This is a genomic window from Bradyrhizobium sp. NBAIM18, from assembly GCF_020193825.1.
Lineage (GTDB): Bacteria > Pseudomonadota > Alphaproteobacteria > Rhizobiales > Xanthobacteraceae > Bradyrhizobium > Bradyrhizobium yuanmingense.
In genome coordinates, this window is record NZ_JADYVO010000023.1 from 19,996 (window position 1) to 42,886 (window position 22,891).

Consider the following 22,891-nt stretch of genomic DNA (forward strand, 5'->3'; position numbering starts at 1 on the left):
GATGCGAAATTCTACCGCACCGTCGTCTGGGGCAGGACCTGCGCCGTGCTGCCCCGCATGCGCGCAAGCAGCTCGGCGGTCGGCCAGGAATCCGCCGGCAGGCCGTACTTGATCTGCGTCGCCTTCACCGCGGCGCGGCTCTGCTGCCCCAGCACACCGTCGACCTTGCCGACGTTGAAGCCGGCGCGCACCAAGAGCTGCTGCAATTCCTTGAGCTCGTTGAACGGCAGCTGCGCGACCGGCGCAGCCGGCTTGCGCATCGGCGCGGCCCCGGCGATGCGCGAGGCGAGATAGCCCGCGGTGGTCGCGTAGATCAGCGAGTTATTCCACTCGGTGTAGGCCGCGAAATTCGGATAGGCCATGAAGGCCGGCCCGAAGCGTCCCATCGGCAGCAGCACGGAGGCTGCGAGATTGTCGTTCGGCAAGGGCCGGCCGTCGGGATAGGTGACGCCGAGTTGCGCCCATGTTGAGCGCGGCTCGCGTACCGCGAGATCGGTCTTTTCCCACGGCAGGTTCGGCGGCACCTTGATCTCCTCCAGCCACGGCTCGCCGCGCCGCCACTTCAACCCGTTTGCGATGTAGTTCGCGGTCGAGCCGATCACGTCGGCCGGCGAGCGCAACAGGTCGCGCCGTCCGTCGCCGTCAAAGTCGACCGCGTAGTTGACGTAGTGCACGGGCAGGAATTGGGTCTGGCCGAGCTCGCCGGCCCAGGAGCCGATCATCTCGTCGGGATGCAGATCGCCGCGGTCGATGATCTTCAGCGCCGCGATGGTCTCGTTCACGAACATCTCCGAACGGCGGCAATCATAGGCCAGCGACACCAGCGATTTCAGCGTCGGCAAATTGCCCATGTTGGCGCCGAAATCGCTCTCGAGGCCCCAGAACGCGGCGATCACCGCGGGCGGCACGCCGTATTCCTTTTCCGCGCGCGTAAACGCGGCGGCGTATTGCTTGATGTGCTGCTGCCCGTTCTGCATGCGATAGGCCGCGGCCATGCGGCCGGCGAATTCGGTGAAGAGCTGGCCGAACACGCGCTGGCCGCGGTCGCGGTTGACGATGCCCTGGTCGTAGACAAGATAGGGCGATGCCTCCGCGATCGTGCGCTGCGACACGCCGGCGGCCACCGCCTGTTGCTTCACCTCGGTCAGGAAGCGATCGAAGCTCGCGCCATTGTGGCACGACGCCCCGCGCGACGAGGGGGCTGTCGCTTTCGGCGCTGCGGGCTTGGCCGGAGGCGGAAGCATTTGGGCGGGTGCCGTGGCCGTGCATGCGAGAAGCGCGACGGCCGCGATCGGAAATCGGGTCTGGACCATGGGGGTTCCGGCGGGGAAGGGCAGGCGTGGATTCGGCCGAAGTTTAGGGGAAGCGGCCGCCCCAGGCCATCCCCACCCTGCATCTGGAGGACGGGTGGTCGCCCCTCTTGGTGCACAGGGGGGCATGTATTCAGGAATCAAGCGATCGGCTCGGTTGGATCAATCCCGCCGAATCGGGGTTGACCTGTCGAACCCGTTACGGAAAGGCTCGTTCTGTGGCCGAGTTGCCTCCGGCGTCGACGCAACGAACACCGGCCGTGCGAGCCGCAACCTCGCCCATGCTCACGGCCGGCGGCATCGTCCTAGCCATCGGAGCCCTCTATCTCGGCCGGGAAATCTTCGTTCCCTTTGCCCTTGCGATCCTGCTGAGCTTCGTTCTCACGCCCTTGGTCAATTGGCTGAGACGTTGGAAAGTGCCCCGCATTGCAGCGGTGCTAATTGCCGTTTCCATTGCCTTTATCGTCGTCGCAGGGATCGCCTTGGTCGTTGGGCGCCAACTGGTCCAGCTCGCCAGCAACCTTCCCAATTATCAGACCACCATCACCGAGAAGATCCGCTCGTTGCAAAGCTCCGCGCCGGGCGGCGGGGTCGTCGACGCCGTTACCACGACGATGCAGGATCTCGGCAGAGAGATCTCGGGAGATGAGAAAAAGTCGGCGGCTGCATCCTCCCGGCTTGGCACCGGCAGTGAGAGTCGGGAGCCTGTCACCGTGCGGGTGGAGCCGCCACAGCCGAGACCGCTGGAGCTCATTCGATCGGTCATAGGTCCATTGCTGGCGCCGCTTGCGACTTCCGGGCTGGTCGTCATTTTCGTGATCTTCGTGCTGCTCGAGCGCGAAGACCTGCGCGACCGATTCATCAAGTTAGCCGGAGCCGGTGACCTTCAGAAGAGTACTCAGGCCATCAACGATGCTGCCTCGCGGGTCAGCCGCTATCTGCTGATGCAGCTTGTTGTCAATCTGACTTACGGCGTGCCGATCGGTGTTGCACTCTACTTTGTTGGCGTGCCGAACGCGATTCTTTGGGGCTTGCTCGCAGCGGTACTTCGATTCATTCCCTACCTCGGCCCTTTCCTGGCTGCTATATTTCCCGTTGCCCTGGCCATCGCCGTCGATCCAGGCTGGACGATGCTGTTCTGGGTCGTCGGTTTGTTCGTTACGGCTGAACTCGTCAGCAACAATGTTGTCGAGCCTTGGCTTTACGGATCCAGCACCGGGCTGTCGTCCCTCGCAATTATCATCGCCGCGATCTTCTGGACGATGCTGTGGGGACCCGTCGGGCTGTTTCTGGCGACACCTTTGACCGTCTGCCTCGTCGTCATGGGGCGCTACGTCCCGCAATTGGAGTTCTTGGGCGTTCTGCTCGGCAGCGACCCTGTGCTCGCGCCGGAGGAGCAACTCTACCAGCGGTTATTGGCCGGCAACCTGGAGGAGGCGGTTGAGTTCGCCGAGAACTATGTCGACGAGTGTTCCTCACGCGAGCTGTACGACAACGTCGGAATTCCGGCGCTGCGCCTGGCGGAGAATGATCGTCAGCGCAGCAGCATCGACACCAATTACCGGCGTCTCGTTGCGGATACGGCTATTTCGGTTGTCCGGGAGGTAGATGACCATATCCGCGAAAAAGCGAATGCAGTGGACGAGGGAAATCACACCGCGCAGCGACCATGCGTCCTCTGTCTCGCTGGACGCACGGAGCTCGATCATGCAGCGGCGGAGATGCTCGCGCAGGTGCTCGAGGAGCGCACCATCGGCGCCAAGGTCTTGCCGCCGATCGCGGTCAGTCGGGGAGCATTGGAGCAACTCGATCTCCAGGGGGTCGACGTGGTGTGCCTGTCCTACTTTCACCCGCAGCCGCAGGTCTACGCCCGCTATGTCTTTCGTCGCCTGCGCCGTCGGGCTCCACAGGTGAAGCTTGCCGCCTGCTGCTGGAATTTGATCGCCGGAACGGAACAGACGGGAGAGCTCAAGACCCAGATGGCGGCCGACGCGGCATTCGCCTCTCTCCAAGCATGCGTCGAGCAGGTTGAAGCATGGGTCGGTCGCGCGGCAGCTCTCGGCGATACGCCCCAGCTCACGGCCGACGCCGAACGTGCGCAGCTCGCCGCGCTGCGCGGACTTGGCTTGGACGCCTCGAAACGCCAGGACCTGGATGAGGCGTCCAGAAAGGTCGCGCAAGCGTTCAACGTTCCGATCGCGCTGGTGACATTGGTCGATAATATTCAGCTAACCGCCGCTGAAGCCCGCGCCCAAGAAGTCCAAGCAGGTCTGCCGAGCAATCACGAGGGCTCCCTCGACGCGCATGTGATCGCTGCAGGCGATATGCTGGTTTCGGAGGATGTGACCGAAGACCCGCGCTTCGCCGACGATCCGCATGTGCTGGAGCGAGGCATTCGCTTCTACGCGGGGGTCCCGCTCCGGACTTCATCCGGTCATGTTGTAGGCTGCCTTTGTGTAATTGATACTCAACCGCGGGAGTTCACCGACCGGGATCGTGACCGCCTGCAGGAGATGGCGAAGCAATTGATGATCGATATCCAGAGCGCTCGAGTGGCCACAGGCGTCGAGTCGGATAGCTCGAGAGAGGTGCATCCCGCCCCCTAGCGGCGAGGAAGCCGACCTTGCCGCTAACAGTGGCGCTAGCCGAACAGCCGCATCAGCAGCGCCTTACCGACCGGGAGCGCCCTGACGCCCCGATAGGCCCGAACATATTCGCCGGCATAGAACGCCCTGATTGCATGCACGCGCGTGTCCATGCCTTCCGCGAACCGCACGGCAAATCCATCAATGGTCCGCCGCACCACGATGGCCGCGATCGAGCGGCCGTAGATCTGGCACTCGAGGGTGCTTCCAGGCGCCGGCGGATCGGGATCGATTAGCCGCGCGCCGGTGATGGAGATATCGGCGAGCCGAGCCAGATGCGACCTGCCGTCCTGGCGCAGCAGCACCGGCTCGTTGCGATTGAAGCGCTCCGCCTTGCGCTTGCGCGGCTGCTCGATGCAGACGAAGCAGACCACGGTGAGGATGAACGCGTTGTAGAAGCTCCAGGCCAGCGCCAGTCCGCCATAGGCGATGTTCTCGCCGCGCTGCTGCAGGATGAAGGCATAGGCGATGGATGCGAGCGTGATGAAAAGTGCGCAGCCGTAGATGCGCAGCAGCGGCCATTCGACGAAGCGTCGGTCGCGGTCGCCGCCTTTCGCGGTGACCCTGAACTTGTGTCCCTTCGGCTTCAACAGGCCGGTCGCCACCGCCTTGAGCACGGCAGGCGCGGCAATCAGTTGGGAGACATCCGTCATCATTGCGAGCGAGCGGCCGCGCGAAAGCCAGGCCATGCTGAGGCCGTTCCAGACATAGAAGGGCAGAAAGATCCGCAACAGCTCGCTCAGATCGGCCCGTACCGCCTGGATGCCGAACAGCAGGAACAGCCAGGGCACCACAAGGCCCGCCACTTTCGAGGTGTAGACCGCGGACCAGCTCATGAAGGCGTCGGCCAGCGAGAGGCGGTCGATGAAGGGCAGCTTCGAGTCCCGTGAGAGCGGTCCGCTGCGGCCGCGCACGATCTGCATCAAGCCGAGGCACCAGCGGGCGCGCTGGGTGATGTATTCCTTCAGCCCTTCCGGCGCGAGCCCGATCGTCAGGCGCTCGTTGAGATAGATCGTATTGAGTCCGCGTTCCTTGAGGCGCAGCGTGACGAGATAGTCCTCCGTCACCGAATCGGTCGGAAAGCCGCCGATCCGCATCAGTCCGGAATAGCGGATGAGGGAGGAGGTGCCACAGCAGAACGCGACGCCCCAGGCGTCCTTGGCCGGCAGCAGGATGTCGAAGAAGAAGCGCTGCTCGTCGGGCCAGACGTCGGTCGCGGCGAGGTTGGTCTGGATCGGGTCGGGATTGATGAAGTGCTGCGGGGTCTGGACTACGCCGACCGACGCATCGTCCATGAGCGAGACGGTGCGCGCAAGAAAATCGGGCCGCGGCACGAAGTCCGCATCGAGAATGGCGACGAACTGCGGCCGCTCCGGCAGCGCCCCGACATGCCTCAGTGCGTGATTGATGTTGCCTGCTTTGGCGTGCTGGTTGTCGGGTCGCGTCAGATAGTGGCAGCCGAGCTCGCCGGACAGCCGCCGCAGCCAGGGCCGCCTTCCGTCGTCGAGCACCCAGACGCGGTAATTGCCGTAGTCCATGCCCGTCGCGCCGATGATCGTGCGCTCGAGGATCCCTCGTTCCTCGTTGTAGGTGCAGATGAAGACGTCGATCAGCGGCGCGCCCGGATCGGTGGTGCGGCCGTCGACCTTCGCTGCGCCGGTGCGGTCGCGCGTCCGGCTCAGGAACAGCAGCGACAACGCGACCGCGACGAGCGAGGCCGCCTCCAGCAGCATGAAGGGGTAGCCGATCACGGCATCGACGGTCAGGCGCGGCGGCGGAAGCGTCGACATGATCCGCCAATAGAGATAGCGCAGCAGCAAGGTCACCGAGACAATGGCCAGGAACGAGCGTGCCATCGTGCTGTCGCGCCTAAGCAGCGGTACGATCGCCATGAAGGCGCCGAGCGCGATCAGGCCGGGCGTCAGCGCCGCCGTCACGGTGCGGTCTCGTGCCGTGCAAACACCACGCGGCCGGTGCGCCCGACCGTGCAGGCGCGAGCTGCGGCATCGCGCGAGGCCACGGTCACACGATAGGGCTCCTTGCTCAGCGCGTCCGGATTGATGGCGAGATTGGCCGGCGCGCCGGCAGCGCCGGTCAGGTTGACCACGGTGCCGGAGATCGGCTCGCCGCCGTCATTGGGCTCGAACGTCGCGTGGTCGCCGAGCTGCAGGCGGTTGTAGACGTTCTCGGTGACATTGGCGGTGATCACGGCGCCGCTGCAATCGAGCACTTTGAGCAACGGCTGGCCTGCCTGCACGTCCTCGCCCGGCGATGTCATCATTTCCCAGACGCGGCCTGCGACGGGTGTCGTAATGTTGGCTTCGGTGAGATCCGCGAACCGGACCTCCTCGACGATGATCTCGTTGGCGAGCCAGGCGATCTCCGTGTCGGTGCGCGCGAGATCGGCCTCGAGGTCGCCGGCACGCTGGCGCATCTCTTCCTCGCGCTGAACCGAGCTTGGCCGGTCGTTGTAGCTGTCGCCGAGGAAGGATCCGTTCCGTGCCGCGGCGAGCTCGACCTTGGCCGCGTCCAGCCGCTTGCGCGCACCGAGCTCGGTCTGTTGCGACACGGAGAGCTCGCGCGTCAGACGTGCCAGTTCGACGGTCGAGACATTGCCCGATTTTGCCAGCGAGGAGGCGCGCTCGACGGCGGCACTGGCCTCGTCCCGCCGCGCCGCCGCAGCCTCGATCGAGGTCTGGATCTCCGCGATGCGGGCCTCGAGCTGGAGCACGCGTCCGTCGCGAAATAGCGCGGCCTGCCGCGCCAGATCCTTTTGTGCCGCCTGCGCCGAAGCGAGCTTCGCCGCAAGGCTGGGCCGTTCGTTCTCCAGGCGCGATTTCTGCCGCCGGAGATCGTCGAGCCGGGTGCGATCGCCGCGCGAGTTGAAGACGCGCAGGACGACGGTCCCGGCTTCGAGCTTGGCCTGGTCAGTGACGCGCTGGGCGGCCGCGACGCGGCCACCGATGGGGGTGCGCAAGGTGACAAGGCGGGAATTTAGCACGGCTTCGACGCTCGAATTTTCCCAGATCGCGCGCAGCGGCAGCCAGCCGAACACGGCGACGATGGCGAGCCCGATCGCGACCTTGGCGCCGCGCCGCAGATACGGCCAGCGGCGTCCCGATTCTTGCCCGCTCTGCGACGTGGAAGCATGGTCGGACTCGTCATTGGTGAAGAGCTGCTCGTGTAGGGAGTCCTGCAAACCCTTCGCATCAGTTCTGGCGTCGTGAGGGGAGGGGGCGGATGAGGGGGCGACGGAGGCGGCGCTCGAGCGGTCTACCATGGCGGTCACCTTGCTGACGGGAGGCCAACGGGAACCCGGTCAATGCACAAGGCCAATGCCGCGTGCCCGGTTACCGCGAGTTATGCGGAAATTGCGCTTTCCAGGTTGCTAAGCCTCCGCGTGTGTTTTTGCGCAAATCCCGGTCAAGCTTTAGTGGCGGCGGAAAGGCTGGCTGGCGCCGCTGGCGTCTGCGGCTCCACGACGCACGAACCTTGCAGCCGGCGGCCGCATTCATACTTCGAAGGTGCCGGCCAGAGGTTCGCCCGCGGCCGCCCCAGGAGACGGCCATGAACTATTTTCGTACCGCAATGCTGCTCGCTGGCCTGACCGCCCTGTTCATGGGCGTCGGCTATCTGATCGGAGGCGCCTCGGGCGCCATGATCGCGCTCGTCATTGCCGCCGCAACCAACCTCTTCACCTACTGGAACTCCGACCGCATGGTGCTGTCGATGTACGGCGCCCATGAGGTCGATCGTTCGACCGCGCCGGAGCTGGTCGGCCTCGTCGCCGAGCTTGCGGGCCGTGCCGGCCTGCCGATGCCGCGCGTGTTCGTGATGGATGAGATCCAGCCCAACGCGTTCGCCACCGGCCGCAATCCGGAAAACGCCGCGGTCGCCGTCACCACCGGTCTGATCAACCAGCTCAGCCGCGAGGAGCTCGCCGGCGTGATTGCGCACGAGCTCGCGCATATCAAGCATCACGACACGCTGCTGATGACGATCACCGCGACCATTGCCGGTGCGATCTCGATGCTGGCGCAGTTCGGCATGTTCTTCGGCGGCAATCGCGACAACAACAGTGGTCCGGGCATCATCGGCTCGATCCTGTTGATGATCCTCGCTCCGCTCGGTGCCATGCTGGTGCAGATGGCGATCAGCCGGACCCGCGAATATGCCGCCGACAATCTCGGTGCGCGCATCGTGGGACAACCTATGTGGCTGGCCTCTGCGCTGGTGAAGATCGAGGGCGCCGCGCACCAGGTCCCGAACTACGAGGCCGAGCGAAACCCTGCGACCGCGCACATGTTCATCATCAATCCGCTGTCGGGCCACGGGGTGGACAACCTGTTCGCCACCCACCCCTCGACGCAGAACCGCGTCGCCGCGCTCCAGCAACTGGCGGCCGAGCTCGGCGCGCGCGCGGCGCCGTCGGTCGGCGCCAACGAGAACTATCCACCGCGCGGGCCGTGGGGCCGCTCCTCCTCACGTCGTAGTCCCTGGGGCTGACGGAGCCGGCAAGGATTGCGTCTGGCTTTGTGATCTGGCGCACACAGGGGGGTCCCCGACCAGTGTTAACTCCTCGGCGTGACCATTCCTTCGAAAGGGGATGCGTGGCTGGCGCGCTGCCGGCCACCGTCGAAGATGACCAGAATTGCCGTACCATTGCTGATCGTCCTTTGCGTGCTCGTCGGCTTGTCCACGCACATGGTCGTCAATTGCGGCGACGAGGATGATCCCGACATCTGCTCGGCCGTGATCGGCTTCTCGCCGCTGCGCGGCTCGCTGATCGCCTTCGCCTATGCGGGACGTGGACGGATCGCGCTGCGTCACGGCGACTTCAAGCGGGCGATCGCCGATTTCGACGAAGCCATCCACCTCAATCCCAACCGCGCTTCGCTCTATCGCGACCGGGCGCTGGCGCGCCGGCAGAACGGCGACCTCGAGCTTGCCATTGCGGATTACGACGAGGCGATCGCGCACGATCCCAAGCGCGCGGCACCTTATCACCAGCGCGGTCTCGCGCTCGCCGCAATGGGCGATCTCGACCGCGCCATCCTGAGCTACAGCACGGCGGTCCGCCTCGACCCCTCCGATGCGCAGGCCCGTCTCGACCGCGGCCTTGCGTTCCTCGCCCGCGGCCAGACCGACGACGCCCGCGCCGATTTCGAAGCCGCGCTGGCGCTGCCCGCCGGCAAGGACGGTCACGCGCGAGAGGCCGCGCGCGCCAAGCTCGCGGAACTCGCCAGCGCCGAGCCGACACTGGTGGCCGCGCCCCGAAGATGAGGATCTGGCGCGGCATTCGCGGCGGCACCCTCTCACGTCTTTAGGACAGGTGGCTTGCCGCATAGCGGCGAGCCGGTGGGAGATGCGGAAAGCGAGACTGTCGCGGCTGTCTGCTGCGCTTATGAACCAATTCAACAAGTATTGAGTTGGATCAATACCGGCAGGGTCCAGAGTGCATCCATGTCGTGCGCTCCTGGAGGAGCTTCCAATGTACAAATGGGCTTTGACGATTCTGACCGTGAGTATCGCCCTGACAGCGGGAGATGCCCGGGCCCAAAGATATGACCCGGCTTATCCCGTTTGCTTGAACGTCGTTTCTCGCGGAATGACGCCATACTACCGATGCAGCTTCACGACGATGGACCAATGCAGGGCGTCGGCAAACGGCCAGATGTGCGTCCTCAATCCCTACTACGCCGGTCCTCCGGCGAGAGGAAACGCTCGGCGGCATCATCGCCAGACCTACGCGCCACCGAGGCCGCCGGTCCAGTACCGGGCGGTACCCTATAATCAGTTCAATGAACCCTATTATGGGGCATCCCAAGGTTACGCGCCTGGCGAGAAAGAGCGCTTTCTCCAAAGTGTGAGGCAATACATGTGAGGGATGTCGCTCGACTGTTCGACCAGCCCATGCCAGGGGCGGAGGAATCGTTGAGGTCGCGGCCGGCCCGATTGCGGCGGCCGCGAGGGAGCGCGTCGCAAACGCGCAACGCGGCGATCCGATCAAGCCGGAGATGATTGGGAGACAGGCCGGCGAGCCTCCAGATCGCCAATCCCGTGGCGGCAATCAGGAACGTGCAACGACTACGTCTTCTTTTTCGCTTTGGCTTTCTTTGCGGCCTTCTTCGCCGGCTTCTCGTCCTTTGCCTTCTTCTCCGCTTTCACCGTAACAGGCGTGCTGGCGGCGAGGCGCATCGACCGCGCGTAGCTGTCGGCGACGTTATCGGCGGACATCTGCAGGCGCTTGGCGGCTGCAGTCGCCTGCTCCATGGTGGCCTTGGCCATCATCTTGAAGCGCTCGCCGGTCTCCTTGCCCTTGGCCTTGGCCGCAAGGCTGTTGAAGCGATCCCGCCGCTCCTTGGCACGGGTCATCAGGCCCGTATGCAGCTGTCTGGCCAATTGCCGGATCACGACATCCAGGTCGGCTTCCGCCATGGTCTCTCATCCCCTTCGAAAACGGTATCGATGCGGGCGGGACTATGCAGATCGGACCCCGGCTTGGCAATTCCCGGCTGTGCGTCATCCGCAGCTTACCGAGCGTGCGAAACAAAAAAGCCGCGCTGTTCGCGCGGCTCTTTGGCTTGGCTTGGCGCCGTCCGCTCATTTCAGCGAGGCGACCGGGCCGTTCGAGGCCGCCGGCTCGGGGTCGAAGCCGAACACGCCGACCAGGTATTTGTAATAGTCCGGCATCTTCTCCTTGAGCGCCTCGCGCGACTTCGGATCGTGGAATTCGCTCTTGCCGGCCAGGAAGATGCTGGCGGTCACCGCAAAGAACTCCATGGGATTCTTCATCGCATAGGATTCCTTTGGCAAGAGGTCCTTGGACTTGGCGAGGGCGTAGTAGGTGATCACGCCCTTGTTGGCGTAGCCGTCCGGCAGCAGTCGCGCGTGGAAGGCGTGCAGCATCTCGTGCAGCAGCACGGCCTCCTTCTCGTAGCGCATCATGTCCGGCCGCAGCATGATCACGCCGAGGCCCGAATCGACCGCGAGGTCGACGGCATTGGGATTGGTCCAGCGCTGCTTGGTGGGGTCCCAGACCGTCAGGGTCCGGGGCGCGGTGCGCTGCATGTCCGGCGTGACCCGGCCGTAGCAGGCGGTGGCGGCGCCTTCGTCGAGGCAGGCGAGTTCGCTCGCGACGATCGGAACGGTGTGGAAGAAGCGCAGCACGCGCGGAGAGAGGCCGACGCCTTCGACGACGTCGATCTGGCTCTTCAGGTTCTCGGTGAGCTTGTCGACATCCTTGCGGTCGCGGTTCTCGGAGACGTCGAACATGTAGCCGCGGTAGCTCTGGAAGCCCGGCGGCAGCGGCTGCGCCGCGCCGGCATCGAGCGACCCGGCGATGGTTGGACTGGCGAATAGCGCGCCGACAATGGTCGCGGTCAGCAGCAACGCAATGCGCATGGTGAACCCCCTGATGTCACTTCGCCCGGCAGATTAGGCCGCCCTTGTTTGCGAAAAGTGAGTGCGGCGAGACTAAGGCACTGATGTTGAGGCGTGCTTAACCGTTGGTTGCAGATCGCGCGGGCGGATTAGGGTCGGGTTAACCAAGCGTGGATCGGCTGCGCGCTTCGGCGTAACATACGCCCGGGCTCGAGGCCCTCACATCATAGCCGGAAGGGGAGGATGCCATGTATGCCGCCATCCGTCAGGCCAAGGCAAAAAGCGGGAGCGCGGAAGAGCTGACGCGCCGCATCAAGGACGGCGCCGTTCCCATCATCAGCGACGTCGACGGTTTCCGCGCCTATTACGTCGTCTATGGCGGCGACGACACGGTCACCGCGATCTCGATCTTCGACAAGTTCGAGCAGGCGGAGGAAGCCAACAAGCGCGCCATCGCCTGGATCGAGAAGGATCTCGGCCCGCTGCTCGCCGGCGACGCCCGCGCCGTGGCGGGACCGGTGATCGTGCATACGTTGGCGTAGTTGGGCGCGTCGCTATCACCACACATTCAACTGTCATCGCCCGCGAAGGCGGGCGATCCAGTACTCCGCGGCAGCAACGATTGAGCAGATGGGCCGCGGCGTACTGGATGCCCCGCTTTCGCGGGGCATGACAGCGGTGGGCGTAGCGTGCTCCTTCCGTCGAACGCGCAGCCGCTCCCTCACAACTCCCTTGCATTCGAGAACGCAAAGCTCGACACCCGCCGCGTCGTCTCGTCCAGGATCAACGTGCGCGTGATCGGTGGCTCGGCGCGCTGGGCGCAGTTCTCGCGCTCGCAGAGGCGGCAGTTGACGCCGATCGGGGTGCCCTCGGCCTTCTCCAGGTCCATGCCGGTGGCGTAGGTCAGGCGGGCGGCGTGGCGGATCTCGCAGCCGAGGCCGATGGCAAAGCGCGGCTGCGGCAGCGGATGCGGCGCCACGGGGCGGCGCACCATCTGCGCGATCGAGAAATAGCGCGTGCCGTCGGGCAGCTCGATCACCTGCTTGAGCAGGCGATCCGGCGTGTCGAAGGTCGAATGCACATTCCAGAGCGGACACGTGCCGCCGAATTTCGAGAACGGGAAGGTGCCGGAGGAGAAACGCTTGGAGACGTTGCCGGCATTGTCGACGCGCAAGAGGAAGAACGGAATGCCGCGCGCATTCGGTCGCTGCAGCGTGGTGAGGCGGTGGCAGACCTGCTCGAAGCCGGAATTGAAGCGCTGTGCCAGCACGTGGATGTCGTAGTTCAGCGCTTCGGCGGCCGCGAGGAACGCCGGGTAGGGCATCATCACGGCGGCCGCGAAGTAATTGCCGAGCGTGATCCGGAACAGCCGCCGCGGCGCATCGTCCAGCGGGCCGGCCCGGCCGATGATGGTCTCCAGCGCCTGCGCGCATTCCGCCAGGCCCAGCTGGAAGGCGAGCTGGAATGCGCGGCCGGGCGGATCGACCAGCTCCGAGATCAGCAGCTGCCGGCGGTGGCGGTCGAATCGGCGGAGCGTCTCGCGCATCACGTCGACCGGCATGATGCGGGTCTGGATCGAGTGCTTCTCGCGCAAGCGCGTTATCAGCGCGGCATACAGCCCTTCGGCGGGCTCGTTCAACTCGTCGCGCAGATTTTCCGCCGCCTGCTCCAGCTCCGGAAAATAGTTGCGGTTGGCCTCGATCAGCTCGCGCACGCGCTCGACCGGATTGGCTTCAAAGCGCGTGCCGACGTCGCGGTCGGCCATCTGCGCCGCGGCCAGCGTCTCGCCCTGACGCGCCTCGGTATAGGCCGCGTAGAGCCGCTGCAGCGCATGGGTGACGCCGGGGCAGAGCTCGGCGAGGTCGCGCAGCTCCTGCTTGGGCACGTCGATCTGCCGGAACAGGGGATCGGAGAAGATCTCGTTCAGCTCGGCGAAGAAGCGGTCCTCGTCCGCGGTGGCGAGATCGCGCAGGTCAAGGTCATAGGTCTCGGCCAGCCGCAGCAGGATCTGCGCCGTGACCGGGCGCTGGTTGCGCTCGATCAGGTTGACATAGCTGGGCGAGATCCCGAGCCCCTCGGCGATCTGGGTCTGCGACAGCCCCAATTGCTGCCGGATTCGCCGGAAGCGCGGGCCGACGAAGAGTTTCTTGCCGGAATCGGCGGGCATGTCTCAGATCTCCAGACTCAACCAAGGTCAGAATAGTTGACCTATTATTTTTACAGATTTTACAAAGTGACATGTATTACACGTTCAGATGTTACATGACATCACCAATAAAAAACAAGCCATCTGTACGAACTTTTCCTTTTCGCGTTTAGCTTCTGACACGCATCTCGCAATGCATTGTCAAGAATGTCGATGGCTGCCTCGCCATCTTCAGCGAAAGGATCAGGCACATGAATTACCAGCCCCGCGGTATCAGCACCCTCCAGGGTCCGTCCTCGTATCAGGACGAGGTCAAGGCGGCTCAGGCGCTCCTCGAGACCCAGCCGACCTGGAACGGCGTGTCGGCGGAGGCCGTCGCGCGCATGCGCCTGCAGAACCGTTTCAAGACCGGCCTCGACATCGCCCGCTACACCGCGGCCGTGATGCGCGCCGACATGGCCGCCTATGACAAGGATCCCACCAAGTACACCCAGTCGCTGGGCTGCTGGCACGGCTTCATCGCCCAGCAGAAGCTGATCTCGGTCAAGAAGCATTTCGGCGGCAAGACCGACCGCACCTACCTCTATCTCTCCGGCTGGATGATCGCGGCGCTGCGCTCCGAATTCGGTCCGCTGCCCGACCAGTCGATGCACGAGAAGACCTCGGTGCCCGCGCTGATCGAGGAGCTCTACACCTTCCTGCGTCAGGCCGATTCGCGCGAGCTCAACGACATCTTCCGCCTCCTAGACAAGGCACGCAAGGAAGGCGACAAGACCCGCGAGAAGGAGCTGATCGAGAAGATCGACAACTTCCAGACCCATGTCGTCCCCGTCATCGCCGACATCGATGCCGGCTTCGGCAACGCGGAGGCGACCTATCTGCTCGCCAAGAAGATGATCGAGGCGGGCGCCTGCGCGCTACAGATCGAGAACCAGGTCTCCGACGAGAAGCAGTGCGGCCACCAGGACGGCAAGGTCACGGTGCCGCATGACGTCTTCCTGGCGAAGATCCGCGCCTGCCGCCACGCCTTCCTCGAGCTCGGCGTCGAAGACGGCATCGTCGTGACCCGCACCGACTCGCTCGGCGCCGGCCTGACGCAGCAGATCGCCGTCAGCCACAAGCCCGGCGACATCGGCGACCAGTACAACAGCTTCCTCGATTGCGAGGAAATCACCGCGGAGAACGCCAAGAACGGCGACGTCATCATCAACCGCAACGGCAAGCTGATGCGTCCGAAGCGGCTGCCCTCCAACCTCTACCAGTTCCGCCCCGGCACCGGTGCAGACCGCTGCGTGCTCGATTGCATCACCTCGCTGCAGAACGGCGCCGACCTGCTCTGGATCGAGACCGAGAAGCCGCATATCGAGCAGATCGCCAGCATGGTCGACCGCATCCGCAAGGTGGTGCCGAACGCCAAGCTCGCCTACAACAACTCGCCGTCGTTCAACTGGACCCTCAACTTCCGTTGGCAGGTCTACGACGCGATGAAGGAAGCGGGCCAGGACGTCAGCAAGTACAACCGTGCCGAGCTGATGAAGGCGGAGTACGACGACACGCCGCTGGCGAAGGAAGCCGACGAGCGCATCCGTACCTTCCAGGCGGATTCGGCCAAGCGCGCCGGCATCTTCCACCACCTGATCACGCTGCCGACCTATCACACGGCCGCGCTCTCGACCGACAATCTCGCCCGCGAGTATTTCGGCGAGCAGGGCATGCTGGGCTACGTCAAGAACGTCCAGCGCGCCGAGATCCGTCAGGGCATCGCCTGCGTGAAGCACCAGAACATGGCCGGCTCCGACATCGGCGACGACCACAAGGAGTACTTCGCGGGCGAAGCTGCGCTGAAGGCGGGCGGCGTCCACAACACGATGAACCAGTTCGGCTAACGGCGGATCGGACCGGTCTGGAAGCCAGGTTGAGTCCAGGCCGGTCACGCACCTCAACAGGAGACTGACAATGACCAAAGGCAGCAATTTCTGGGTGATCGGCGGCGAGTTCGGTTCGATGAACTTCCACAAGCTCGTGGAAGGCTCGGCCCAGGTCAAAGGTCCGTTCAAGACCCGCAAGGAAGCCGAAGAGTGCTGGAAGGAAGTCTCGGAAGAAAGCCGTCACAAGGCCGGCGTCCGCTTCTCGATCGTGGAAGAGCCCTCGCGGGTCTCGGCCTGATCGCCCCGACTTAAGAAGACGTCCAAGGACGGATGGTCCCATCCAGGCCCTGCCTGGGTGGGATCGTCTGTTTTTGGCACAGGTGAAACGGCTGTGGGCGCCGTAAGTCTCTGGAATTGTAGGTCTTTGCGGAGGGTTTGGTTGCTGATAGGTTAATGGGGATAAGTCGAGGACGAGGCCGACAATGTCAGAGCCCGAGACCAGCGGGACCGATCCCGGCCAGCCGCGCCCGGTGCGGCTGCGCGATGCGCTGCTGCGCGCGCGGATCGAGGCGGCCGACCGCACCGGCGTCGTGGTCGATTTGCGCGACGCCGAGGTGGCGCGGCTCGAGATCCTCAACGATGCGCTCGATCCCCTGTTCGCGCAGGTGCCTGATCAGATCGACCTGTTCGACCGCGGCATCAGCCAGGGCGATACGCCGCGGCTGTGGATCGACGTCGTCGCCCACATCGTGATGGGGCGCGACAAGCGGATGTACCGCTTCGTCCAGGACACCCGCTTCGGCCGCATCGTGCTCGCGGAATCGCACGACACCGCCGTGATCGTCGAGGCCGTCACCGACTATGTCGCGCGCCGCATGGTCGAGCGCGAGCGGGCGATGGTGGTCGCGCCCGAACCGCAGGCCCCGACTGCCGCGCCGCCGCGCCGCTCGCGCCTGTGGCCATTCGTGTTCGGCTTCGTGCTCGGCGCTGCCGCGTTGTTCGGGGTGGCAGTGCTTGCGGTCTTGCGGAGCTGGTGAGGCTCTCTCCTTCGTCATTGCGAGGAGCCCTTGCGACGAAGCAATCCAGATTGCCTCTGCGGAGAGATTCCTGCATTGCTTCGCTGCGCTCGCAATGACGACCGCGGTCTAGATCAACCGCACATGCTTGATCTGTCCGATCTGAAATCCAGCCCCGAGGCTTCGCACCGTCTGCTCGCAGCGCCAGCCGGCATTGTCCTTCTCGATGGTGAACAGATTATACGCCGCCGCTGGATAACGTCCGTGCGCCAGCGCGGAGGCCGACGGCACGCCGAGCGCGGGAATGTTGCCGTTCGGACCTTCGAACCACATCGTCGAATGAATGTGGTCGTGCCCGTGCAGAACCAGCTCGACGCCGTGGCGCTTCAACAGTCCCAGCAGTTCCGGCGCGTCCGTCATCCGCTTCGCCCGCGCGCTGGATTTCAGCGGATGATGCACCAGCAGCACGCGGAAGACGTCTTCCGCGGCGAGTCGCTCGAGCACCTCCGCGAGCGCGGCGAGCTGATCGCGCCCCAGCGTGCCGGTCGCCATCAGCGGCAGGGTCGGCACCGCCGTGGACAGGCTGATCAACGCCAACGGCCCGCGCCGGCGCACCGCTGGGAAGGCTGCTCCGCCGGGTGTGTCCGCGGCGATGTAGTGCAGGAACGTCTCGCCGAAGCGATGGCGCGTCGCGCTGACATAGGCGTCGTGATTGCCGGGGATCGCGGTCACGCGGTCGGGCGGGCCGACGCTTTCGAGCCAGGCCAGCGCCGGCGCGAACTCGGCCTCCAGCGCCAGGTTGACGAGATCGCCTGTCACTGCGATGTGGTCGGGCGCCTGCGCCTTCATGTCGGCGACGAGCGCGTCGAGAACCTCGCGGCGCTGGTACTTGTGGCGGTTGCGCGTCCAGTTGACATAGCCGAACACGCGCTTGCCCGCGAGCTCGATCAGCCGCGGCTTCGGCAAAGGCGCCAGATGCGGATCGGACAGGTGGGCGAGCGTGAAGGGAGCCAGCGTGAAGGGAGTCATGGCGCGCGAATGCCTCGCTATTGCTCCGCTGTAATGGCAAGGTCGCGCGCCCCGCGCAAGCAGGGCCTGAAACAGGGGGCGTCAAGGAGCCTGATGGGAGAACGTCTGAACCGAGCCCGACGGAAAGCCGAGCCGCTGCTGCGGCGGTTCTTGCACGGCTATTTCCTGCTCGTCCGCGGCATGACGCTCGGCGTCCGTGCCGTGGTGCTGGATGCCGACAATCGTGTCTTCCTGGTCAGGCATAGCTACGTCAGCGGCTGGTATTTGCCTGGCGGCGGCGTCGATTTCGGCGAGACCATGGAAGAGGCATTGCGGCGCGAGCTCAAGGAGGAGGGCGACATCGATCTGACCGGCGAGGCGATCCTGCACGGCGTCTTCCTCAATAGCCACGTCTCCCGCCGCGACCACGTCGCGGTCTACGTGGTCAGGCAGTTCAGGCAGGACCGCGTCCCTGAGCCCAACCGCGAGATCGTCGAATGCGGGTTCTTCGACAATGCCGCATTGCCCGAGGGCACCACGCCCGGCACGCGGCTGCGGATCGCCGAAGTGCTCGATGGCAGGCCCGTGATTGCGACGTGGCGCTGAGGGCAGCTTGTGCTAGTAACCCGCTCGACGCGCACGGCAGGCCACGCCGCTCGGGCGCGAGCCGACAAGCCTCGGAGTGCTGCCCTGATGACCACAACGCAACTTCGTATCGCGGTGCTGGTGCCCTGCTACAACGAGGAGGCCGCGGTCGCGACCGTCGTTGCCGATTTCCGCAAGGCGCTGCCCGCGGCGGAGATCTACGTCTACGACAACAATTCGCGCGACCGGACCGCCGCGGTCGCGCGCGAAGCCGGTGCGATCGTGCGCAGCGAGCGCCGGCAGGGCAAGGGTCACGTCGTGCGCCGCATGTTCGCGGACGTCGAGGCCGACGTCTATGTGCTGGTCGACGGCGATGCCACCTACGATGCGCCGAGCGCACCCATCATGATCGACAAGCTGCTCGACGAGCATCTCGACATGGTGGTCGGGCTTCGCGTCGATCAGGTCCAGGCTGCCTACCGGCTCGGCCACCGCACCGGCAACCGCATGCTGACGGGCTTCCTGTCCGACACCTTCGGCCACGCTTTCAAGGACCTCCTGTCCGGCTACCGGGTGTTCTCGCGCCGCTTCGTCAAATCCTTTCCCGTCCTCTCCGACGGCTTCGAGATCGAGACCGAGCTTGCGGTCTATGCGCTGGAATTGTCGCTGCCGGTTGCCGAGGTCGAGACGCCCTATTATGCGCGCCCCGAAGGCTCGTTCTCCAAGCTCAACACCTGGCGCGACGGCTTTCGCATCCTCGGCACCATGCTGAAGCTCTATCGCAGCGAGCGGCCGTTGCGCTTCTTCACGGTGATCGGAATCCTGCTGGCGCTGGCGTCGATCATCTTCGCGATTCCGATCGTGATCACCTTCATCGAAACCGGCCTCGTGCCGCGCCTGCCCACTGCCGTGCTGTCGATGGGCCTGATGATCATGGCCTTGCTGTCGGTGTCGTCAGGGCTCGTGCTCGATACGGTGACGCGAGGGCGGCGGGAGATGAAGATGCTGGCCTATCTGTCCCAGCCGGCGTCGAAACGGAACGCAGGTTGAGCCAGGCTTGCACTTCTCCCGCCGGGAGGTAAACGGGGCACCGCCGCCGCCCATGGACCTTCGCAGGCGCAAGTGCTACTCCGCGAATTGACATGAACGATCTCTCACTGACCATTCTTCCCGAAGCCGCCGGCGACGCTCAGGCGATCGAGCGGCTGCACGAACGCACCTTCGGCCCCGGCCGCTTCGTGCTGAGCGCCTACCGGATCCGCGAGCACGTCGACCATCTGCTCGAACTGTCCTTCACGGCCCGTATCGGCACGCTCCTGGTCGGCTCCGTCAGGCAATTGCCGATTCTGATCGGCCAAACGCCGGCGCTGCTGCTCGGGCCGCTCACCGTCGAGCCGCCGTTCCGCGATCGCGGCATCGGCCGTCAGTTGATGGAGCGCGCGCTGAAGGACGCCAGGGAAAAAGGCCACCGCCTCGTGCTGCTGGTCGGCGACGAGCCCTATTACAGCCGCGTCGGCTTCAAACAGGTGCCGAAGGGCCGCGTCACCATGCCGGGTCCCGTCGATGCCGCGCGCATCCTGGTGTTCGAGCTCGTCGACGGCGCCTTCGAGGGCGTGTCGGGCGCGGTCGGCCCCGACTGGAGCAAAGCGCGGACATAGGAGCGGCGCGCGTCGTTGGAAACGCCGTAGCCCGGATGGAGCGCAGCGCAATCCGGGAAGGTCTTCCGCAACGAGAGAACCCCGGATTACGCTACGCTCCATCCGGGCTACGACACTGCTCGTATCTCATCCGGCTAAGAGACCGTCGAGAAGACGCGCGGCTGCGCGCGTCATACTCCGTCATTGCGAGCGCAGCGAAGCAATCCAGAGTCTTTCCGCGGAGGCGGTCTGGATTGCTTCGTCGCAAGGGCTCCTCGCAATGACGGCGCGTGTCGTTACCTAGAACTTGAAGTTCGCGAACGCCCTGACCCCGATGCCGGGCAACAGCACCTGGTCCTTGTTGAAGGAGACGGCATTGCGGATGTTTTCGTTCAGCAGGTTGTTGCCGACGAGCCCCACATGCATCTCGCGCGCGCCGAACCAACGTTGATCGAGCTGCGTTTTGTAGCTGACCTCGGCCCTTAGCAGGTTGTAGCCGGGCGTCGGCGTCTCCGCGATCGGTGCGATGTCATTTTGCGCGAACGCGTGCAGCAGGTTGATCCGGGCGAACCATTCGGCGTCGCGATAGTACACACCACCGCCCAGCCGCTGCGGCGGAATGCGTGGCACGTTGGTGCCGTCGTCGAAGGTCGCGCGCACGATGTCGTATTGACCCTCGATGCCCCAGATCCCGTTCCAGACCGGCATCACGTCGTACTGGAACTGGAATTCGCCGCCCCGGAATGTCGCGTCGCGCTGCGAATAGACCGCCTGATTCAGCTCGAGGCCCGCGCCAAGCTGGCAAACGCCGTCCTCGCACGTGTTGCCGGTCAGGCGCCGGTAGATGAAGCCGTTGAACTTGGTGTAGTAGCCGGTGATTTCGAAGCGAAGCGGTCCGACCGCCCGTCGCAGCCCCGCCTCGACCGACTTGGCGGTCTCGATGCCGAGATTGGGATTGCCGATGTCGAAAGTGGTGGTGGCATCGTGGCCGCCGCGCGAAAACAATTCCGCAGGTTTCGGCGCGCGCTCGACATATTGGCCGGTGATGCTGGCGACCAGATCCCAGGGAAGGTTGTGGATCAGGCCGACGCTCCCGCTCACCGGCGTGAAGTTGCGGTTGACCGCAATTGCTGGGCCGATCGCGGCCGGATCGACGGCGAGGTCGAACACATCGGGGACGAAGGCCGGCGCCGTGCCGCTCAACCTTGCGCTCTCGACGCGCCCGGCGATCTGGGTCTTGGTGGCTTCGCTGAACTTGAACTCGTTGAAGATGTACCCGGCGACCTTTGTGTTCTTGTTCGGATCGAACAGTCCGTTGACCGGGCTGCCTGGATCGTCTGGGCTCGGCGCGGTCAGCTTCTGGTGCGAGGCCTGAACGCCCACAGCGGTGGTCAGCGCGGCAAAGCGGACGTCGAACGGCGCAAGCTGCACCTCGACGCGGCCTTCCTGTTCCTTGTTGGTGAAGGTTTGTCTCACGCCGAGGGAGCCGAGGTCGGCGGAGTCGGCGAGCCCGACCTCATCGTGCTTATAGCGGGTGGCGCTGGCCCAGAACCGGATCGCATCGATCGCCGCCGCGTCCGGCCGATATTCGCCTTTGGTCGTGAATTTTGTTTGTCGTCCGTCGATCCGCGTCAGGAACTCGCTGCCCTCGATACCGGGAATGTGGTAGAGCGCGTTGTGCTGCGTGATCGCCGCGCCCACGTAGCCGCCGTCGAAGATGTAGGAGCCGCCGACAGATCCGCCGTAGGCCTGCGATGCCGAATTCGGCTGGCGTCCGTTGAACGGCAGCGTCGGGTCGGTCAAGAACGGGTAGCTCGGGACGTTGTAGTCGCCGGCCTTGCGGCCAAAGGCATCGGCGTGGAAGGCAAAGTTGCCGCCGCCGGCGTCGAGCAGCACGGCACCTTCGGTGCCGCGATCGACCGACGTCACGGCCGTCCGTGTTTCCGCGGTGATGCAGCCCGGCGATCCAACGTTTGCCAGCGGCGCCTTGGTCGGGAGTCCGTAAGTCGGAAAGGGCGCCGCGCAGGACGGCAAGGCATCCGGAATGCGATTGTTGGTTGCGCTGACCACACCACCGATCGCGGTGGAGCCGTAGCGCAGCGTCGCCGGTCCGCGGATGACCTCGACCTGGTTGGTTGCCAGCGGATCGATCGGCACGAAGTGATCCTCGCCGAGGTCGGACGCGCCGTTGCTGCCCGTTCCGTTCTCGATAATGCCGACACGGTTGGTGTCGAGGCCGCGAATGATCGGGCGGCTCGATGCACCGGGTGCGTATTCAGAGCCGGTGATGCCGGGCTTGGAGAACAGGAGATCGCCGAGCGTGCCGCCGCCGTTGCGCCGAATCTCCTCGTTCGGCACCACGGTGACGGTCGCGAACTGATCGGTCACAACTGGCAGCACGCCTTGCTGAGGCGCGGCAGGCACCGGGGCCGCCGGTGCCGCTTCGGCCGTCTGCTCGCGACTGCGCACCCGCGCGGTGCGGGTGCCGCGGCCCGCATTGCGCGACGGCACCACTGCTCTGCGTACGATCGGGCTTGGCGCCGTTACGGTGATGGCGGGGAGCTCGGTCGATGATTTGTCTTGGGCAGGCTCTTGAGCGAAGGCGGGTGTGGCGGCGGCGCCGAGCAGGAGCAGGCTTGCTCCGCCAAGGCGCTGCGCGCGCCGCAATTGAAATGACATGGTCCTGATTCCACTTAAGGCGCCGTCCGGATGATGCTCTGCTGATCGGAGGCGGCCTGCCGTCGCGATGCGACGGAATTCGACTTCAACTTCTCCCAGGCACTTGCCGATGCGCGGCGAGGCTGGGCGTGATCAAGCGTTGGAGTCAGGACGCAGGAGGGGCGCGCGGCTGGAACGCCGTGCCGGCCGATGTCAGATGAGCGAACTCGGCGTCGAGGCTGCGCCTGAGCAGCTCGATCGCCTGCGGTAGCAGCAGCACGGGCGGCGTCGCCGACACGATCGCACCCGCCATCGCAATGATGGCGCAGATGGCGCAACTCTCGTCGCGCGAATGCTCGCGGTCGGGACTTGAGGGCGATTGCTTCTCGACGACGGCGCCGTCGGTCGCTGCAACGTCCTTGGCGCCGCCTTCGATGTGTTGGACCGATGATTGAGCAAAAGGCGCGGCCTGCGCGAACCAATGGCTGTGGCCGAACGTCAGCGCGAGCTGCACCAGCATCGCGAACAACGCGAGCCGGGCGCCGTGCCTGCTATTCGACCGGAACCACTTCATCTGGAAAACGCCACCCCCACACCGAGGCGTCAATCCCAGGACGCCGCGATGTTATAGTATA

At 65.0% G+C, this 22,891-nt stretch carries 20 protein-coding genes; 11 read left to right on the top strand and 9 right to left on the bottom strand.

All coding sequences use genetic code 11. The features are described 5' to 3' along the window. Positions 1-11: 11 nt before the first annotated feature. Positions 12-1,313, bottom strand: coding sequence for a lytic murein transglycosylase (locus I6F17_RS32125; protein WP_225131892.1), 1,302 nt, complete (start codon positions 1,311-1,313; stop codon positions 12-14). A 278-nt stretch (positions 1,314-1,591) separates the two neighbouring features. Between I6F17_RS32125 and I6F17_RS32130 the strand changes: the two genes are divergently transcribed. Continuing rightward, positions 1,592-3,916 carry an AI-2E family transporter gene (locus tag I6F17_RS32130; RefSeq protein ID WP_225131891.1) on the top strand — a complete coding sequence of 775 codons (2,325 nt, stop codon included), beginning with the start codon at positions 1,592-1,594 and terminating at the stop codon, positions 3,914-3,916. A 35-nt stretch (positions 3,917-3,951) separates the two neighbouring features. Here the strand turns inward: I6F17_RS32130 and I6F17_RS32135 are convergent, their stop codons facing one another. Together I6F17_RS32135 and I6F17_RS32140 are read right to left on the bottom strand one after the other, a co-directional pair. After that, positions 3,952-5,892, bottom strand: a complete 1,941-nt coding sequence (locus I6F17_RS32135; protein WP_225131890.1) for a glycosyltransferase — start codon at positions 5,890-5,892, stop codon at positions 3,952-3,954. After that, a complete protein-coding gene (locus tag I6F17_RS32140) occupies positions 5,889-7,235 on the bottom strand; it encodes an HlyD family secretion protein (RefSeq protein WP_225190461.1) in 1,347 nt (448 codons plus the stop codon). Before I6F17_RS32140 ends, I6F17_RS32135 begins: the two co-directional genes overlap by 4 nt. 287 nt (positions 7,236-7,522) lie before the next feature. On the opposite strand from I6F17_RS32140, the gene htpX reads away from it, so the two are divergent. The 3 genes from htpX (at position 7,523) to I6F17_RS37975 (ending at position 9,839) form a co-directional block, all read left to right on the top strand. Further along, on the top strand, positions 7,523-8,461 hold the full coding sequence (htpX, locus tag I6F17_RS32145) for a zinc metalloprotease HtpX (RefSeq protein ID WP_225130874.1): 939 nt from the start codon (positions 7,523-7,525) through the stop codon (positions 8,459-8,461). A gap of 135 nt (positions 8,462-8,596) precedes the next feature. After that, positions 8,597-9,238 carry a tetratricopeptide repeat protein gene (locus I6F17_RS32150; RefSeq protein WP_193375055.1) on the top strand — a complete coding sequence of 214 codons (642 nt, stop codon included), beginning with the start codon at positions 8,597-8,599 and terminating at the stop codon, positions 9,236-9,238. Between the two features lie 208 nt (positions 9,239-9,446). Continuing rightward, the gene (locus tag I6F17_RS37975) at positions 9,447-9,839 is read left to right on the top strand and encodes a DUF3551 domain-containing protein (RefSeq protein ID WP_346657042.1); all 393 of its coding nucleotides are present in this window, start codon (positions 9,447-9,449) and stop codon (positions 9,837-9,839) included. A gap of 203 nt (positions 9,840-10,042) precedes the next feature. Here I6F17_RS37975 and I6F17_RS32160 read toward each other — a convergent pair whose 3' ends face one another. Beyond that, complete coding sequence (locus I6F17_RS32160; RefSeq protein ID WP_036013820.1) at positions 10,043-10,393, bottom strand: hypothetical protein; 351 nt, start codon at positions 10,391-10,393, stop codon at positions 10,043-10,045. Positions 10,394-10,558: 165 nt separating this feature from the next. Further along, positions 10,559-11,359 carry a hypothetical protein gene (locus I6F17_RS32165; protein WP_225130876.1) on the bottom strand — a complete coding sequence of 267 codons (801 nt, stop codon included), beginning with the start codon at positions 11,357-11,359 and terminating at the stop codon, positions 10,559-10,561. A 227-nt stretch (positions 11,360-11,586) separates the two neighbouring features. Between I6F17_RS32165 and I6F17_RS32170 the strand changes: the two genes are divergently transcribed. After that, entirely contained in the window at positions 11,587-11,880 is a 294-nt protein-coding gene (locus I6F17_RS32170; protein WP_036013813.1) for a hypothetical protein, read from the top strand. A 179-nt stretch (positions 11,881-12,059) separates the two neighbouring features. On the opposite strand, the gene I6F17_RS32175 is transcribed toward I6F17_RS32170, so the two are convergent. Continuing rightward, positions 12,060-13,505, bottom strand: a complete 1,446-nt coding sequence (locus I6F17_RS32175; RefSeq protein WP_036013804.1) for a short-chain fatty acyl-CoA regulator family protein — start codon at positions 13,503-13,505, stop codon at positions 12,060-12,062. Between the two features lie 230 nt (positions 13,506-13,735). Between I6F17_RS32175 and I6F17_RS32180 the strand changes: the two genes are divergently transcribed. The 3 genes from I6F17_RS32180 (at position 13,736) to I6F17_RS32190 (ending at position 16,389) form a co-directional block, all read left to right on the top strand. Beyond that, a complete protein-coding gene (locus I6F17_RS32180; RefSeq protein ID WP_225130878.1) occupies positions 13,736-15,370 on the top strand; it encodes an isocitrate lyase in 1,635 nt (544 codons plus the stop codon). A gap of 70 nt (positions 15,371-15,440) precedes the next feature. Beyond that, a complete protein-coding gene (locus I6F17_RS32185) occupies positions 15,441-15,650 on the top strand; it encodes a hypothetical protein (RefSeq protein WP_036013800.1) in 210 nt (69 codons plus the stop codon). Positions 15,651-15,834: 184 nt separating this feature from the next. Beyond that, on the top strand, positions 15,835-16,389 hold the full coding sequence (locus I6F17_RS32190; RefSeq protein ID WP_036037088.1) for a hypothetical protein: 555 nt from the start codon (positions 15,835-15,837) through the stop codon (positions 16,387-16,389). 108 nt (positions 16,390-16,497) lie between these two features. Here I6F17_RS32190 and I6F17_RS32195 read toward each other — a convergent pair whose 3' ends face one another. Next, on the bottom strand, positions 16,498-17,382 hold the full coding sequence (locus I6F17_RS32195) for a metallophosphoesterase (protein WP_225130927.1): 885 nt from the start codon (positions 17,380-17,382) through the stop codon (positions 16,498-16,500). Between the two features lie 108 nt (positions 17,383-17,490). Between I6F17_RS32195 and I6F17_RS32200 the strand changes: the two genes are divergently transcribed. The 3 genes from I6F17_RS32200 to I6F17_RS32210 all read left to right on the top strand — a co-directional run bounded on the left by I6F17_RS32200 (position 17,491) and on the right by I6F17_RS32210 (position 19,619). Further along, positions 17,491-17,982, top strand: coding sequence for an NUDIX domain-containing protein (locus I6F17_RS32200; protein WP_036013806.1), 492 nt, complete (start codon positions 17,491-17,493; stop codon positions 17,980-17,982). Positions 17,983-18,069: 87 nt separating this feature from the next. Beyond that, positions 18,070-19,011: a glycosyltransferase family 2 protein gene (locus I6F17_RS32205; protein WP_036013795.1), complete on the top strand. Its 942-nt coding sequence runs from the start codon at positions 18,070-18,072 to the stop codon at positions 19,009-19,011. Positions 19,012-19,103: 92 nt separating this feature from the next. Further along, positions 19,104-19,619, top strand: coding sequence for an N-acetyltransferase (locus I6F17_RS32210; RefSeq protein ID WP_225130880.1), 516 nt, complete (start codon positions 19,104-19,106; stop codon positions 19,617-19,619). A gap of 279 nt (positions 19,620-19,898) precedes the next feature. On the opposite strand, the gene I6F17_RS32215 is transcribed toward I6F17_RS32210, so the two are convergent. Continuing rightward, positions 19,899-22,277, bottom strand: a complete 2,379-nt coding sequence (locus I6F17_RS32215) for a TonB-dependent receptor (RefSeq protein ID WP_225130882.1) — start codon at positions 22,275-22,277, stop codon at positions 19,899-19,901. A gap of 145 nt (positions 22,278-22,422) precedes the next feature. Beyond that, the gene (locus I6F17_RS32220; protein WP_225130884.1) at positions 22,423-22,830 is read right to left on the bottom strand and encodes a DUF2946 family protein; all 408 of its coding nucleotides are present in this window, start codon (positions 22,828-22,830) and stop codon (positions 22,423-22,425) included. Positions 22,831-22,891: the final 61 nt, after the last annotated feature.